This window comes from Plantactinospora alkalitolerans (genome assembly GCF_015690345.1).
Classification (GTDB): Bacteria; Actinomycetota; Actinomycetes; order Mycobacteriales; family Micromonosporaceae; genus Plantactinospora; species Plantactinospora alkalitolerans.
In genome coordinates, this window is sequence record NZ_JADPUN010000412.1 from 16,442 (window position 1) to 31,123 (window position 14,682).

The 14,682-nt window shown below is 68.5% G+C and carries 17 protein-coding genes; 6 read left to right on the forward strand and 11 right to left on the reverse strand.

All coding sequences use genetic code 11. The annotated features are described in order from the left end of the window. Positions 1-39 precede the first annotated feature (39 nt). Positions 40-279, reverse strand: a complete 240-nt coding sequence (locus I0C86_RS40130; protein ID WP_196206547.1) for a GntR family transcriptional regulator — start codon at positions 277-279, stop codon at positions 40-42. Between the two features lie 305 nt (positions 280-584). Between I0C86_RS40130 and I0C86_RS40135 the strand changes: the two genes are divergently transcribed. The 3 genes from I0C86_RS40135 to I0C86_RS40145 all read left to right on the forward strand — a co-directional run bounded on the left by I0C86_RS40135 (position 585) and on the right by I0C86_RS40145 (position 3,215). Further along, entirely contained in the window at positions 585-896 is a 312-nt protein-coding gene (locus I0C86_RS40135) for a DivIVA domain-containing protein (RefSeq protein ID WP_196206548.1), read from the forward strand. 86 nt (positions 897-982) lie between these two features. Next, positions 983-1,273 carry a hypothetical protein gene (locus tag I0C86_RS40140; protein ID WP_407676406.1) on the forward strand — a complete coding sequence of 97 codons (291 nt, stop codon included), beginning with the start codon at positions 983-985 and terminating at the stop codon, positions 1,271-1,273. Further along, complete coding sequence (locus tag I0C86_RS40145) at positions 1,263-3,215, forward strand: hypothetical protein (RefSeq protein WP_196206549.1); 1,953 nt, start codon at positions 1,263-1,265, stop codon at positions 3,213-3,215. The genes I0C86_RS40140 and I0C86_RS40145 overlap by 11 nt, the downstream gene beginning before the upstream one ends. A 74-nt stretch (positions 3,216-3,289) precedes the next feature. Here I0C86_RS40145 and I0C86_RS40150 read toward each other — a convergent pair whose 3' ends face one another. Beyond that, entirely contained in the window at positions 3,290-3,712 is a 423-nt protein-coding gene (locus I0C86_RS40150) for an ATP-binding protein (RefSeq protein WP_196206550.1), read from the reverse strand. A 203-nt stretch (positions 3,713-3,915) separates the two neighbouring features. On the opposite strand from I0C86_RS40150, the gene I0C86_RS40155 reads away from it, so the two are divergent. Then, positions 3,916-4,281: an STAS domain-containing protein gene (locus tag I0C86_RS40155; protein ID WP_196206551.1), complete on the forward strand. Its 366-nt coding sequence runs from the start codon at positions 3,916-3,918 to the stop codon at positions 4,279-4,281. On the opposite strand, the gene I0C86_RS40160 is transcribed toward I0C86_RS40155, so the two are convergent. The 4 genes from I0C86_RS40160 to I0C86_RS40175 all read right to left on the reverse strand — a co-directional run bounded on the left by I0C86_RS40160 (position 4,282) and on the right by I0C86_RS40175 (position 8,046). Next, the gene (locus I0C86_RS40160) at positions 4,282-5,514 is read right to left on the reverse strand and encodes a PP2C family protein-serine/threonine phosphatase (protein ID WP_196206552.1); all 1,233 of its coding nucleotides are present in this window, start codon (positions 5,512-5,514) and stop codon (positions 4,282-4,284) included. It lies immediately after the preceding gene. A gap of 255 nt (positions 5,515-5,769) precedes the next feature. Beyond that, positions 5,770-7,026 (reverse strand): hypothetical protein, encoded by a 1,257-nt coding sequence (locus I0C86_RS40165; protein ID WP_196206553.1) that lies wholly within the window; start codon positions 7,024-7,026, stop codon positions 5,770-5,772. 6 nt (positions 7,027-7,032) lie between these two features. After that, complete coding sequence (locus tag I0C86_RS40170) at positions 7,033-7,455, reverse strand: hypothetical protein (RefSeq protein ID WP_196206554.1); 423 nt, start codon at positions 7,453-7,455, stop codon at positions 7,033-7,035. A gap of 12 nt (positions 7,456-7,467) precedes the next feature. Beyond that, positions 7,468-8,046 (reverse strand): LemA family protein, encoded by a 579-nt coding sequence (locus I0C86_RS40175; RefSeq protein WP_196206555.1) that lies wholly within the window; start codon positions 8,044-8,046, stop codon positions 7,468-7,470. Between the two features lie 467 nt (positions 8,047-8,513). On the opposite strand from I0C86_RS40175, the gene I0C86_RS40180 reads away from it, so the two are divergent. Continuing rightward, positions 8,514-9,449, forward strand: a complete 936-nt coding sequence (locus I0C86_RS40180; protein WP_196206556.1) for an SDR family NAD(P)-dependent oxidoreductase — start codon at positions 8,514-8,516, stop codon at positions 9,447-9,449. Positions 9,450-9,533: 84 nt separating this feature from the next. Here I0C86_RS40180 and I0C86_RS40185 read toward each other — a convergent pair whose 3' ends face one another. The 5 genes from I0C86_RS40185 to I0C86_RS40200 all read right to left on the reverse strand — a co-directional run bounded on the left by I0C86_RS40185 (position 9,534) and on the right by I0C86_RS40200 (position 13,307). Continuing rightward, positions 9,534-9,854: a DUF1416 domain-containing protein gene (locus I0C86_RS40185; protein ID WP_196206557.1), complete on the reverse strand. Its 321-nt coding sequence runs from the start codon at positions 9,852-9,854 to the stop codon at positions 9,534-9,536. Between the two features lie 5 nt (positions 9,855-9,859). Beyond that, positions 9,860-10,708, reverse strand: a complete 849-nt coding sequence (locus I0C86_RS40190) for a sulfurtransferase (RefSeq protein WP_196206558.1) — start codon at positions 10,706-10,708, stop codon at positions 9,860-9,862. A 170-nt stretch (positions 10,709-10,878) separates the two neighbouring features. After that, the gene (locus tag I0C86_RS45675; RefSeq protein ID WP_311202345.1) at positions 10,879-10,956 is read right to left on the reverse strand and encodes an Ms5788A family Cys-rich leader peptide; all 78 of its coding nucleotides are present in this window, start codon (positions 10,954-10,956) and stop codon (positions 10,879-10,881) included. A 237-nt stretch (positions 10,957-11,193) separates the two neighbouring features. Next, entirely contained in the window at positions 11,194-12,006 is an 813-nt protein-coding gene (locus I0C86_RS40195) for an LmeA family phospholipid-binding protein (RefSeq protein ID WP_196206559.1), read from the reverse strand. Between the two features lie 161 nt (positions 12,007-12,167). Continuing rightward, a complete protein-coding gene (locus tag I0C86_RS40200) occupies positions 12,168-13,307 on the reverse strand; it encodes a hypothetical protein (RefSeq protein WP_196206560.1) in 1,140 nt (379 codons plus the stop codon). Between the two features lie 259 nt (positions 13,308-13,566). Between I0C86_RS40200 and I0C86_RS40205 the strand changes: the two genes are divergently transcribed. After that, on the forward strand, positions 13,567-14,280 hold the full coding sequence (locus I0C86_RS40205; RefSeq protein ID WP_196206561.1) for a winged helix-turn-helix transcriptional regulator: 714 nt from the start codon (positions 13,567-13,569) through the stop codon (positions 14,278-14,280). Positions 14,281-14,682: the final 402 nt, after the last annotated feature.

The following is a 14,682-nucleotide window of genomic DNA, read 5'->3' on the forward strand; positions in this document are numbered from 1 at the left end:
ACTGTCCGGGCTCACGCCGCTGGGCGGCTGGACGAGCAGTTACGGCTTCCGCAGCCAGGTCTTCGGGTCGGTCACGAAGATGCCTTTACCTTGCCGCCGGACGATCACTCCAAGCGCCTCAAGCCGTACGTTCACCAGGTTGATGGTTGAAGGGCTGGTGTTGTACTGCACGCACTGCTCCGCTATCGAAGGCAGCCTGTCGCCGGGCTTGTACTTCCCCGACCTGACGTCGGCGGTGATCTCGTCGGAGATCCGGACGTAATCCGGGGTCGCTGGCATGGCACTCCTCGCGTGGCTCTCCAATCTGATCACGGCAGGGCCGCCACTGGCAACACTGCGTTGACTTCCTTCAGTTCTTCCAATAACTTTCTCCCGAGCACTCCTCGTGTGGCAGCAGGGAGCGCTCACCCCGGTCGGGGCGGGTAGCGGTACGAAAGGGGATCACCCGTCCCGGCCCCCTCGCAGGCGGCCCTGCGGTCGTACGGCTGATTGAGGTTGCGGCCGCAGGGCGGGCGGCCCAGCTCGCACACGCCCCCCGTCCACGACCGGGCCGCCCTTCCAACCCATCCATCGGGAAGGTGCTCATGCTGCGCAAGCTGCTCCGATTTCGCCCTCAGCCGGCCCTGACACGGCTGACCACGATCTGGCCGCCGGCCACCGGCATCTACCACGCGGCGGCGGCCCGCCCACCGCTGACGGTGGGCCAGATCCGCACCCACCAGTTCTCCGGCGTGCGCCGGGGGCTCGACCCGAACGAGGTACGAAGCTTCCTCTACCAGGTCGCCGACGAGTTGGCCGAGGTCCGGGCCGAGTTGTCCCGGACCCGTACCGAGAACAACCGGATCAAACGCGCACTGCGCGACTGGCAGTCCCGGCACCGGGCAGCCCAGCTATGACCGGGCAACCCGCGTCTCCCATCGAAGTCGACGACGTCGAGGAATCGACCGACGGACCCCGGCAGCGGTACGTCGTCCATCTGACCGTGACCAGCACCGACCTTCCGGCGGCGCAACTGCTGGCCCGTACCCTCGCCCGCTCCCTGCACTTCCTGCCGGAACTGCTCCCCGGCGAGACGGCCGTCTCCATCGAGGGCGAGCAGGCGGTGCAGCACCGGGTGTTCTGTGACCGGTTACTGGACGGCGGTCGCCGCTGCCCGCTGAAGGCCGGTCACATCGGCGCCTGCCATCGCATCGCTACCGATGCAGATCGCGACAATCCCGAGGCAGATCGCAGCAGTCCCGATGCAGATCGCGACAATCCCGATGACGAGTGAAGCCGTCCCGACCGTGGTCTGCGTCCGCTGCACCGGAACGACGCTCACGCTGGACCGGTGCCGATGCCGCGACGGCGACGGCAACTTCCTGGTGGATCAGCCGGTCGGCGCGCCGAACGACGACGGGCGCCCCTGGCCGGACTGCGAGCTGTGTACCGGGGACGGCACGGTGGCCCGGCCGTGTCCGGAGTGCTCCGGGCATGGCCGGCGCCGCGCCCAACTCGTGCTCACCGTCGCCAACCTGGACACCGGAGCGGTCGCCTCGGCGAATGTCGTACCCGGGTCGGTCGACCCGACTCCCGGACCCGACGGCTGGCGGATCGCGCTCGGTCCGCTGCTGGCGGAGCTGGCCAGCCGGGCCGGCGCGGCGCCGGCGACCCTGCGCGAGGTGTTCACCCCGGACCGGCCGCCGGAGCCGGACGGCCAGCTCAGCGTGCTGCTCAACCGCCGCTGGCGGCCCGACCTGGCCGGCGTCGACCGGTACGACTTCGAGGCCCGAGCGCTCGCCAACCGGTCGTACGCGCCGTGGCTGGTCTTCCTCGGTCGCACCACCGCACCGGACCCGCCCGACCCGTCCGACCTGGCCGGACACCTCGACCGGCTGCGCCGGCTGGCGGACCGGCTCTGCCTGGACCTGGTCGTCGAGGCCAGATCCACCGGGTACGGCACGCCGAACTGGGACATCCGCCTGGAGACCTTCGGTACGCAGGTGCCACGGCGTCCGCACGGCTACCATCCGGACCTGCCCACCGCCGTTGAACGGACCAGCGTCGCCGACGCCTGCTACGGCCTCGCCGAGCGCTGCCTGACCGCCCCGGCCCACTACCTCGACCCACGGTTGCCCGACCCGCATCCCCTGCCGGTCGAGCCGGTCGACGTCGACCAGCTCGAACGCCGGATCCTTCGGGACTGCGCGGACGCGCCAGGCGCCCAGGCGATCTGGCGCGACGGCCGGTGGCGGCACACCAGCCTGCACACCGCCGACACCACCGCGACCCTGACCGAGCTGGAGACCGGGCAGGTCGCCCGCCGGCACGCCACCATCCTGGCGCGTACCTGGGAACCGCCGGCACCGAGTTGGCTCGGCGACCCGATCCCGTCGACGCCGTGCCGCGACTGCCACGGCACCGGCACCCGAGAGTGGCTGCTCCCCTGCCACACCTGCTCCGGCAGCCGCCGTACCTGCCACGGGGCGGTGCTCACCGTCACGGATCTGGCCGGTCGAGTCGTACACCTGAACTGGCGGCCCGACGACTCGGCCGCCCCGGCGACGCTGGTCGGCACGCAACCCGCCGGCCAGCCGGTGGTCCAGCTCGCCGACCGCTACCGGCTCCGCCCCTGGTCCAGCATCTTCGGGGTACGTCCCGACGAGCTGGTCGAACTCGACTCCGATCGTGCCGTCGACCACGATCTCCTGGACGGCATCGTCACGGTGCTCCGGCCGGGCGACGATCCGGCGCTGAGCTATCTCGCGACGGTCAGTCGGGGCCGACCGGGCGGTCGACTTCTCGTCTCCGCCGCCGGATGGGATGCGCCGCCGCTGACCCGGCTGGCCCGGGTCGTCCACGGGATCGGTCTGGTCCTGCGGGTCATCGTCGCCGACCATCGGCACAACGCCGGCGATCCCCGGCTCGTCCAGGGGCTCCGCTGGCAGGTCGATGTCGTCGGTACGCAGTCCCCACCCGATGACGACACCGCCATCCCCTCGCACCGGAGCCTGCCCGAGGCGGTCGCGTACTGCCTGCGGTATCTCGGTTCCGACCTGCACCGCAGCCTGCCGACCGCGCCGGACCGCCCGATCGGCGTTCCGCAACAGCCGGTACCACCGGACGACCTCCCCGACCCCACCGAGCAGGTACGCGAACTCGCGGCCCGGCATCCCGGGCAGCCGGTCACGGCCCGACTCGTCCGTACGGGCTGGCAGGTCCGGATACCCGAGTAGGACGTCCCTGGTCCGAGAGGGGCGGCGGGTGGTTCTCGCCGCCTACCGCCGGGCCGGCGGCGTGGCGTTTCCGGTCATCGGACCGATGATGTCCGTACGTCGGTGAGGTCTTTGGTGATGCGCAGCAGCACGTGGTCGGGTGGCCCGGCGACGAAGACCGCGGTGTCGGCGAGCGCGGCGATCAGGGGCAGCCCACGACCACCGATGGTGAGCGGGTCGGGGAGGTCGGCGTCGAGTCCGGCGCTGTCGGGGGTGGTACCCCGGTTCCCGACCTCGATCAGGCAGACGAGGTCGTCGATGACGATGCTGATCTCGACGGTGCTGTCCGGATCGGCGTGCACCACCGCGTTGGTGCACGCCTCGGTGATCAACACGGCGAGATGCCCGCAGGAGTCCTCGGCAGTGTCGGTGAGGCTCAGCAGGGTGTTGAGTACATGACGGGCGCGAGTCACCGAGGACGGTTGGCGCGGAAGCGACAGCGTCATGGTCATCCGCATTGCACAGTTCCTCCTCGGCCGGTGCGGTGACCGCCCCGCGTCACCGGGTCACATTTGGGGCGGGATGCACCGGATTTGATCCGCACTACCCCGGGTTGCCGAACTGAAACAGTCAGGGCGTCGGCCCGACGTACCGGTGCCGCCGGTGGTTTGTCTGCCGGCCGCATAGGGTGATCGGGGATCATCGGGGTGGGGAGGTTGTTGTGGATCTGCTGTTGTCGGTCCGGTCGGGCCGTGGTTGTACGGTGGTCGAGGTGCATGGCGAGCTGGATATGGCAACGTCTCCGCAGTTGCGCGATGGTCTGCAACAGTTGGTTGATGCCGGTGACCGCCGGGTGGTGGTGGATCTGGCCGGGGTCGGGTTCATGGATTCCAGCGCGTTGGGCGCGCTGGTGCTGGTATTCAAGGCGATGCGTGAGGTCGGTGGCCGATTGTCGCTCGCCGCGGTGCAGCCCACCGTGCGCAACGTCCTGACGGTGACGTCGGTAGATCAGGTCATACATGTCTATGACAGTGTGCGGGCGGCTGAGGCCGACGTGTCATTTGTGGAGGGCATGACGGGCGGGTAGTCACTCGGGCAACGCGGGGCTGGCACGCATCTGGTCGGCACCGGCGCGGGTACGCCGATCCTCGCCGTGCCCGCCGTGCCAGTCGAGGATCAGCAGGGTGGCGTCGTCGGCCAGGGTCGGTCCGCTGACCTCGAGCACGGCGTCGGCCAACGCCCGGACAGCCTCGCGCGGATGCAGGTCGACGATTGACCGGAACAGGGCCGGTAGGTCCAGCCTGGCGGCGTTGCGCTCCCGCACACCGTCGGTGACCAGTACCAAGCGGTCGCCGGGTCGCATCGTGATCTCCCCAGCGCGGTAACTGGCCCCGGCGAACATACCCAGGGGGAAGTTGCCCGGTAGTGGGAGCGCCTGCGTGTCTCCGTCGCGTACCAGCATCGGCGGCACGTGCCCGGCGTTGAGTAGCGCGCACACTCCGGTGCGCAGGTCGAGACGGCCGAGTACCGCGGTGAGGTAACTGCCCGGCACGGTGGCATGCTCGGCCACGGCGGCGTTCGCGGTCTCTGCCTGCGCCACCAGGTCGGCCGCGCGGCGGCGACTGTTGCGCAGACTGCCCACGCCCAGGGTGGCCGTCAGCGCGCTGGCCACCCCGTGGCCCATCGCGTCGGTGACGCTGAAGTGCAGCTCGTCCCGGGCAAGGCTGTAGTCGAAGGTGTCCCCACCGATGCTGGCGGCGGGTTCGAGCCAGCCGGAGAGGACGAAAGCACTGGCCTCGCACGTGAACGAGTTGGGTAGCAGGCGGCGCTGGATCTCTGCGGACAGGGTGAACGGGGTCGTGCGTTGCCCCCACTCGAAAAGGTCTGTGTACCGCCGGTTGGCTATCACCACGAACGCCAGAACGTGCGCCGTGCGACCGATCTCCTCCAGCATCGGCGGAGCGGGCTCGTCCGGCAGGACGATTTCGAGCAGACCGATCGCCTCACCACGGTCGGTCACCGGCGCCAACACCAGCCAACCGTCAGGTTGCTCGACAACCTGCACCGTCTGGCTGCGTAGCGCCTGCTCGGCGGGGCCGCCGTCGAACGGCGCCACCGTGGCGACCTCATCACCGTCCCGGCGTCCCTCACCGGCACCGCCGAACGGCATCTGGGCCATCCGGACCAGCGCCCGACCGCTGAGATCCGCGATCAAGAACCCGATGCTGAGTGCCCCCAGCCCCTTACCGAGTTCCCGGGTGACCGCCTCGACCGCCTCGACCGGCGACGCGTTCTCCGCCGCCTCCAACAAATCGGCCATGATCCGTCCTCGACTGCTTTCCACGCTCCGAGCCTATGAGACCGGCCGGGCATCGCCGAGCACGAAGATCGTCACCGCAGCGTCCACGGCCCCCAACCAGGTCCCCATCCAGAGCCTACAAATTGGCCGGGCCACACGGCTACTGTCCCCCCTCGACTGCCCGGGGAGCTCCGACGGGCGTTTCGGCGGTCGGCCCGGCTCCTTGATCAACTGGCTGGGTACCGGAGACGGACCAGCACGTCCTGCTCAACGTCACTACCTCGTCGTCGACTTGACCGTTGCCTGTGCGGTCCGTCGCCGTTGGTGGAAAACGAGGCGTCGGATCAACAGTTCCACCTCGGCTGCGGCAAAGGCGAAGAACGCGAAGACGAAGATGAGAAGCGAGAGCGCCTCCAGGGCATCCTTCCAGGGATTGGCGTAGGTTACCCTGAATCCGCTTGCGACGGATTTTGTCTGGTCCGGAAATATCGGCAGGATCTCGGACACGGCGATCAGCGCCACCGCGATGGCGAAACAGCCCGCCAGCACCTTCAGCAACACATCACTGAACAAGCGCATCGGGCGTATCTCCGGATCGAAATACTCGTACTGATGCGGTAGATACTCCCTGGATTCACCCAACCTGACCTGCTTGGTCAAGTACGGCCGCACAATGGTCAGACACTCAAGCACGACGGATTCGAACTGGACAAGTTCCTCGGGTGTGACGGCGTAGTGCGGTTGGCTGATTACGATCGTGCTGTCCGCAAGCTCGATGTCCACGCCGCGAGCAACGCGCCTCAGTTTCTCCATCACGACGGGTTGAAGGACTTCGAGCGCGTACGTCTCGTAACCACGAGCGACGTACACGCTGAATATCTCCGAGAAGTCGCCCTCCAGTTCAACGTACTGCCCAGGGTTACGCAGCCGCTCCACGAGGGACGACTGACTGGCGGTGGTGGCCTTCGACAGGATGTGCACGGTTGGCAGATCGACGGGTGACTGGACGGTTGCCCGCGTCGTCTGCCCTATCCTGAGTCGCCATCCCTCACGGGCGAACGTGTCCTGGTACTCGATGCGTACAGTTTCGCCCTGGGGAGCCTGAACGGAGTAGCTCAACACGGTTTGGCGAGGGCTGTCGGACGCGAAAGATCGGGACAGTCGATGCACCGCGCTCGTACCGTTCGGGGTGAGTTCGACGGAGGTTACGCCGTCACGCGCTTCCAGCCGCCTGGCCAGCCGCTTGAACAGGCGAGAATTGCTGGCCAACACCCCGGTAGCGATACGCACCAGCACCAGTAGGATCAGTACCCACGCAATGGCGGTCAGAACGCCTGTCGCCGCATGATGCCATTCCGGATGCGTCTTGCCGCGAACGAATCCGAATACCGCCTCCGCAAACCTGCTCGTGTGTATCTTGCCGTCGGTCGGTGGGTCAAGTACCAGGATACCGATGACCGTCAGCACGCCGAACGGCCACACGTGTGCGATGCCGGTACGAAGTCGTTGCTTAAGTCTGAAGATGAGACTCACGGGCGCTCATTTCTGACCTAAGTGGCCCAGGGCCGCTGCCAGCAGCCCAAAAGCGCCTTCTGAATTGCCCTTCTGTCGCACGTTTCCGGCACCCTGAGCCGCCACGAACTCCCCGGTGACGAGGTCTGCCCGACATTCGGTGACGACATGATTGTTCTCGATGGAGAAAAGGCTTATCCGGATGTGAGCCTTCTCGGCCCGACGCCCGGGGCCCCTCGTCACACCATCCCAGACTGTCAGATCGAACAGATCGTCGTCGTCTTTCGTACGCCAGGCCCCGCTACGTCCCCTGAAACGGGTGAGGCTGGCCGGCAGGCGCCGGTCCACGATCTCGAGCGGCAGTGCGTCCAACTGGGCACGTAGCGCGGCGATCTGCTCCGGAGAGAGGAGATCGCGTCCATTCTGCGAACCCGAACGAGTGGATTCCATAAGATCATGCACCTAAAATTCGACTGCGCGGGGTTCGCTGATCTGCGTCGCTCTGGACTCGGCGACGTCAAAGAACTCCCTATTCTGTCCGAAGCGCCAGGCGTTGGCGAAGACGTTCGTGGGAAAGGTGGTGCGCCTGGTGTTGAAGTCACGTACGACGCCGTTGTAGAAGCGACGCGACGCCGAAATTCTGTCCTCCGTGTCGACGAGTTCGTCATGAAGCTTCCGGAAGCTCTCATTGGCTCGCAACTGCGGATAACTCTCTGATACGGCGAAGAGGCTCTTGAGGGCCGTCTGGAACTGGTGCTCGGCTTTTGCCGCGTGCTCCACACCTTGGTCGCGGGCGTCGAGAGCGTTGGCCCGAGCCGCCGTGACCCTTTCCAGAACCTCTCTCTCGTGCGTGGCGTAGCCCTTCACGGTGTTGACGAGGTTGGGGATCAGGTCGTATCGGCGCTCCAACTGGACCGTGATCCCGCTCCACGCCTCCTGTGCCTTCTGGTCCAGCCTGACAAGCCTGTTGTAGGCGCCAACCAGTGTCACGGCGACCAGCACGAGCACGACAACAACCGCGCCGACGATCCAGGTCGTCATCGCTCGATGACCTCCTCATGATTTGGGGTAGCCGACGCCGTAGGGAGAACGCAACGGGTACGCGGCCGGGGATCATCCTCCAAGTAGGAGCGTCGATGGTCAAGCCGGCTTCTCCCGTCGATGCGTCGTTCGTAATCGAAGAGCCAGACGGCGATGGCCGGTCAACCACGCCGGACTCCGCTCGACGATCCACCGCACCCGGTGCACCACGAAGCCACGCTGGTCGCCGGGCTTACGGACGATCTCGATCGTGGTGGAAAGCACTGATCTCGCCCCGCCACAGGACGGCCGGCGGGGCCTTGGTCAGGGCGAGCGGTGTGGCGCGCGTCTCACCTCGGGCTGCATCCGGTGGCAACCGGAGCCGACTCCGGTTACCGTGGGTGAGTAACGGAGGAGGCTCCGGTTCGGATACTTCGCTGCCGAACGGGAAACCGGCACTCGGCCAGAAAGCAGAAGAAAGGCAGATCATGAACGACAGCCGCATCACCACACCCTTCGGCGCGCAGTCGACCGCCGCCGACGTCATCGCCGGAATCGACCTCGACGGTCGCCGGGCCGTCGTCACCGGCGCCGCCTCCGGGATCGGCGTCGAGACGGCCCGCGCGCTCGCCAGCGCCAACGCCGAGGTGACCCTGGCTGTCCGCGACGTCGCGGCCGGCGAGCGGGTCGCCACGGAGATCACCGCGAGCACCGGCAACAGCCGGATCCGGGTCGCCCCGCTCGACCTCGCCGACCCGGCGTCGATCGCGGCGTTCGTCGCCGACTGGACCGGCCCGCTGCACATTCTGATCAACAACGCCGGGATCATGGCCCCGCCGCTCACCCGGACCCCGCAGGGCTGGGAGATCCAGTTCGGCACCAACCATCTCGGGCACTTCGCGCTGGCCACCGGCCTGCACGACGCGCTGGCGGCGGCCGGCCGGTCCCGCGTCGTATCCGTCAGTTCGCGGGGACATCGGCTCGCCCCGGTGGACTTCGAAGACATCAACTTCGAGCGGCGCGAATACGACCCCTGGGTGGGGTACGGGCAGTCCAAGACGGCCAACATCCTGTTCGCGGTCGAGGCCGACAAGCGCTGGGCCGCAGCCGGGATCACCGTCAACGCACTGCATCCCGGCGCGATCATCGCGTCGAACCTGACCCGGCACATGAGCAAGGAGGAACTCGACGCCGCGAAGGCCTCCGGCGAGGAGTTCAAGAGCCCGGAGCAGGGCGCCGCCACCTCCGTACTGCTCGCGACCTGGCCGGAACTCGACGGCGTCGGCGGCCGGTACTTCGAGGACTGCAACGAGGCACTCCGGGGCGCCACGGAACGGTCCGGCGTGGCCGACTACGCGCTCGACCCGGAGGCTGCCGCCCGGTTGTGGCAGGTCTCGACCGACATGCTGGTCAACCGGATCTGAGCGAACCCCGGAGAACCGGAACAACAAGGATCCCGCCGATCGGAAATCGGCGGGATCCTGATGTCGAACCGGTCGCGGTACGCCTCAGCCGACGGTGACGGCGACCTCGTTGATGCCCCGACCGGCGGTGATCGCGGTGTCGCCGTTGCCGTGCCGGGACAGCGCCCGCAGCGTCCAACTACCCGGTGCGGCGAAGAACCGGAACTGGCCGGCCGGCGAGGTGACCACCTCCGCGGTGAACTCACCCGTGGAGTCGAGCAGCCGGACGTACGCCCCCGGAACGGCCTCGCCGTTCTCGGCGCTGACCACGCCGGTGATGACGGTTTCCTTCTCCAGGTCCAGACCGGCAGGCAGCGGAGCCGCCTGGTCCGGGGCCGCGCAACCGGCCGTGACGGGAACGGTCATGGTGCTCACGCCTCCCCCGGCTCATCGCCGAGCGCCACCGGCACACCGACGAGCGAGCCGTACTCGGTCCAGGAACCGTCGTAGTTCTTCACGTTCTGGTGGCCCAACAACTCCTGGAGAACGAACCAGGTGTGCGAGGAACGCTCGCCGATCCGGCAGTACGCGATGGTCTCCTTGCCGTCGTCCAGCCCGGCCTCCGCATAGATCTTGCGAAGCTCGTCGTCGGACTTGAAGGTGCCGTCCTCGTTCGCGGCCTTCGACCACGGCACGCTGATCGCGGTCGGGATGTGCCCGGCCCGCTGCGCCTGCTCCTGCGGCAGGTGGGCCGGGGCGAGCAGCCGGCCGGCGTACTCGTCGGGGGAACGCACGTCGACCAGGTTCTTGCTGCCGATCGCGGCGACCGCCTCGTCGCGGAACGCCCGGATGGACAGGTCCGGCTCCTGCGCGACGTACTGGGTCGCCGGGCGGGAGACCGCGTCGGCGACCAGCGGCCGACCCTCCAACTCCCACTTCTTGCGGCCACCGTCGAGGAGCTTGACGTCGCCGTGCCCGTAGAGCTTGAAGTACCAGTACGCGTAGGCGGCGAACCAGTTGTTGTTGCCGCCGTAGAGGACGACGGTGTCGTCGTTGCCGATGCCCCGCCCGGAGAGCAGCGCCTCGAACTGCGACTTGTTCACGAAGTCCCGGCGTACCGGGTCCTGCAGGTCGGTCTTCCAGTCCAGCTTGATCGCACCGGCGATGTGCCCACCGTCGTACGCGCTGGTGTCCTCGTCCACCTCGACGAAAACCACGCCGGGGGCGTCGAGATTCTTCTCGACCCAGTCGGCCGAGACGAGTGCGGTGTCGCGACTCATCAGATCACTCCTTGGTGAGGATTGTGGTGAGCCTGCGCGTGTGGGTCGACTGATGTTGTGGTCGCAAGTCACGCGCGGGACCCATTGATTGGACGGATCACGGGTACGTGCGACGGCGCCGCTGCCGGGCGTGGAAGGGACTCAGAGGGTACGCAGAGACAGCCCCGCCGTCAGATGACGGGGCGACACAGGCAGGTGGCCACGCGGCACAGGTCGACCGCGCGCCGTTTGGTGAGGAGCGTCCCCATGGAACCGGAGCCTACCAGTGCACGAAGTCGTCACCCAGGTCCGACCACGATCCGGGATCACACCCGTCGCTCTCCGTCCCCGCTCGGGCGGGCACGGCAACGAGCACCATGTCCCCGCTCGGGCGGGCACGGCAACGAGCACCATGTCCCCGCTCGGGCGGGCACGGCAACGAGCACCATGTCCCCGCTCGGGCGGGCACGGCGACGAGCACCATCGGAACGAGTGCGGCGCCCGGATCAGCGGACCTCACTCAGCGACACGTTGCGGGCGCTGCCCGTCACGGCCAATCCGTTCGGCAACGGGCGTACCTCCTGCAACTCCAAATCGAACGGCAGCGCCGGCAACGGCACCTTGACCGAGAGGTCCTTGGCGAACCCGGTGATGAAGGACTGGACCAGCGGGTTTTCCGGCAGGTCGTCGGCGGTCAGCTGGTCGACGTCGACGACGATGTCCGTGCCCTGCACGGTCAGCTTGGCGGTGCCCCGGACGGTCAGGTTCTGCTCCAGGATCGGCACGCGTACGGACGCCGTGACGGCCAGCTTGCCGTCCTGCTCCCGCAACTCGACTCCGGGCTGGTCGATCAGCGCGACCACGCTGTCGTACGCGACTGTCGCCGTGCCCTGCACCGTCTCGGCGGTGACCTCGCCCTGACCGCTGCGCAGCGTGTCGAGCGACGCGGTCACGTTCCGGGCGTCGGCCGTCAGCTCCGGCACCCGTACCGTGGCGTTGGTGCCCTGGACCGGACCCTGCAGATCCCGGAGCACGACGTTGATCGAGTCGTACCGGCCGCCCAGTACCTGGGTCAGGAACGGAAAGCCGCCCACGGTCACCTCGGGGGCCGACGCCTGGACGTTCTTCTTGGTGAGCTGTTGGTCGACCTGGTCGGCCACGACCCGCTCGGCGACTCCGGCGGCGACCCGGTCGGCGACCACGAGCAGGGCACCCAGCACGAGCAGCAGGATGATCAGGATGATGAGCGCCCGACGGCCCCTGCGCCGACGGGGCTTCTCGCCGTACGTCCCACCGTCTGCCGGATAGCTGTCCGCCACGCCGCCGCCTCTTCTCCGAAATCGGGTACGCCGGCCCAATCGCCGTCACCGGCACCACTATCTACCCGACGCGCCACATCTCCAATCGTGGCCCCATGCGGTGTTAGGAAGGGCCCCTTCTTATACAAAAAGCGATAAGAAGGGGCCCTTCCTTACATCCTCTACAGGAAGAAGACGCTCATTGCGTAGGCGGCCGGTGCCGCCAGGGCGAAGCCGCCGAGCGGGCCCTGCATGTGCCGGGCGACCCACATCGTCGGCGGTTCGCCGGCCATCTGCCGGCCCGCCTCCGAGTAGCCGACCGCAAGGTCGGCCAGCACCGCGGCGGCCGCCGCGACCAGCCCGACCACCGCGCCACGGGTCGGCGTCATCGGTACCAGGTAGCTGCCGAGGATGGCCGCGGCGAGGGTGCCGAGCATCGCCCCGAGCACCACACCGGCCGCCCCGCGCGGCACCTGCGGGGCCAGCCTCGGCCACGGCAGCAGTGCGTCGGTCAGCCGCGCGACGGTCAGCGCGACCGCGGTCGCGGCGAGGCAGACGATGATCGCCTGGGTACCCACCGGAATCCGGCTGAGCACGATCAGGGTCGCGAACGAGACGACGCCGATCACGATGAACAGCGTGGCGCCGAGCGACTCGGTGACCCGGGCGCGGTCGGCCCGCCGGACGAGCTGCCCGACCACTCCGACGAACAGGGCACCCGCGGCCACGTACCCCAGCGGGCCGAGCGCGGCGATCTCGGGCAGTACGGCGGCCACGTCGGCGGCGGCGGCCGCCGCGACCGACACCCCCGCCACCAGCAGCAGCGCGGGCGGGCGGGTGGCCATCGTCCAGGCGAGGATGAACAGTAGCTGCACCCCGAAGACGACCATGGCGAAGGGCAACCGGGCACCCGGGCCGGCGGTCTGTGCCCCGAAGATCAGGCCGACTCCGACCAGCCCGGCGAATCCCGCGATCGCCACCGACAGCAGCCGACGGATCGGTACGGGTGGCAGCTCCTCCTCGTCGTCCTGGTCCTCCAGTTCGGCGGAGGCTTCCGCACGTGCGGCGGCTTCCGCCCGGGAGGCGTCGGACGGCCGGTGGTCTCCGGCGGTTCGCGGTGCGTCGAACGGTCGTGGGCTCTCCGCCGGCCGGGGACCGTCGAAGGGGCCGCCCCGGGGGTCGGGACCATCGAAGGGGCCGCCCCGGGAATCGGGAGCGGCGGGGTGGCCACGAGGGTCCGGGGCACGGTGCGGGCTGCCCGGGCCGGGACGGTTGTCCGGCCAGGAATCACGACCTGTCTCCGGTGGCGTCGAGGGGTACACGCCCTCGATCGTGCCAGACCGACCGGGTGACGCGCCGATCCCGGTTTCCCCAACTTGGAAACTTGCGTGTAATGACCGATCCCACAGGCAACGAGACAAACGTGTGAGAGCACCGGCCGAAGATTCAGATAAACTCTGGCCTTACCTACCCGTCAGTGAAGCCGGGACGACCCCAGTCTTCAGCGGTACCCCCGGCCTCCCGCCGAGCGCCGCTGGCCACCGCGCGGCCCGTTCGGAGCCGCCGGGACGGAGGTGATGTGTGGAGATCCTGCTGCTGGTGACCGCGCGAGCAGGCGAACCGTCCGTTGTGTTGCCTGCCCTCGATCTGCTGCCCCACTCGGTGCGTACCGCGCCTCGTGATGTCCGCACCCTGGTGTCCGGGCCGAGCCCGGACGCCGTACTGGTCGACGCCCGTTCGGAACTGAGCGAGGCGCGGGCGACCTGCCGGATGCTGCACGCCACCGGCCTCGGCGTACCGCTGCTGGCGGTGGTGACCGAGGCCGGCCTCATCGCCCTGAACGCGGACTGGGGCGTGGACGACGTCATCCTGGCCAGCGCCGGGCCGGCCGAGGTCGAGGCCCGGCTGCGGCTCGCCGTCGGCCGACTCACGAACGCGACCGCGGCGGCCGGCGGGCTGATCCGGGGCGGTGAACTGACCATCGACCCGGACACCTACGCCGCCAAACTGAAGGGTCGGCCGCTCGACCTGACGTACAAGGAGTTCGAGCTGCTCAAGTTCCTGGCCCAGCACCCGGGCCGGGTCTTCACCCGGGACCAGTTGCTGCGGGAGGTCTGGGGTTACGACTACTTCGGCGGCACCCGCACCGTCGACGTGCACGTACGGCGACTGCGGGCCAAGCTCGGCTCGGAGTACGAGTCGATGATCGGCACCGTCCGGCAGGTGGGCTACAAGTTCGTCACTCCGGCCTCCCGGCCGCTGGCGGAGACGGAAGGCGTGCCGCTGCCCGTCTGAGGCGACGACGTTCACGAGGGCCGCCCCGCGATCGCTGCCGGGGCGACCCTCGTGTCGTACGACCTGAGCAGGTTTCGCGGCAATACCAGAAAACATCTCTCATCGGACAATTCGTACGTAGCCTTGACCGGGAACATCCGGAAGGGGCAGACGTGGCAGCAGCGAGTCTCGTGGCGGCGCGACGTCGGTGTGCGCGCGTGGGCGACCGACGTGCGACCCGCACCGGAACGGTCCGCTGATGGCCACCCTGTCGAGGACCAACATGCTGGTGGTCGCGTCGGTGGTCACGACCGCGATTCTGGGCAGCGCCTACCTTCTCGGCCACACCCTGGGCAGCCCCGGTGGCCCCCTGGGCTCGGTCCAGACCCGGTCGGCGAGCTCCCCCGACCCCGGCTCCCACAC

Coding starts and splice junctions, on each gene's coding strand:
- I0C86_RS40145 (WP_196206549.1), top strand. CDS start 1,263: ATGACGAGTGAAGCCGTCCCGACCGTGGTCTGCGTCCGCTGCACCGGA.
- I0C86_RS40160 (WP_196206552.1), bottom strand. CDS start 5,514: ATGGCCGATTTGTTGGAGGCGGCGGAGAACGCGTCGCCGGTCGAGGCG.
- I0C86_RS40190 (WP_196206558.1), bottom strand. CDS start 10,708: ATGAGTCGCGACACCGCACTCGTCTCGGCCGACTGGGTCGAGAAGAAT.
- I0C86_RS45675 (WP_311202345.1), bottom strand. CDS start 10,956: ATGGGGACGCTCCTCACCAAACGGCGCGCGGTCGACCTGTGCCGCGTG.
- I0C86_RS40150 (WP_196206550.1), bottom strand. CDS start 3,712: ATGCGGATGACCATGACGCTGTCGCTTCCGCGCCAACCGTCCTCGGTG.
- I0C86_RS40170 (WP_196206554.1), bottom strand. CDS start 7,455: ATGGAATCCACTCGTTCGGGTTCGCAGAATGGACGCGATCTCCTCTCT.
- I0C86_RS40180 (WP_196206556.1), top strand. CDS start 8,514: ATGAACGACAGCCGCATCACCACACCCTTCGGCGCGCAGTCGACCGCC.
- I0C86_RS40135 (WP_196206548.1), top strand. CDS start 585: ATGCTGCGCAAGCTGCTCCGATTTCGCCCTCAGCCGGCCCTGACACGG.
- I0C86_RS40185 (WP_196206557.1), bottom strand. CDS start 9,854: ATGACCGTTCCCGTCACGGCCGGTTGCGCGGCCCCGGACCAGGCGGCT.
- I0C86_RS40175 (WP_196206555.1), bottom strand. CDS start 8,046: ATGACGACCTGGATCGTCGGCGCGGTTGTTGTCGTGCTCGTGCTGGTC.
- I0C86_RS40130 (WP_196206547.1), bottom strand. CDS start 279: ATGCCAGCGACCCCGGATTACGTCCGGATCTCCGACGAGATCACCGCC.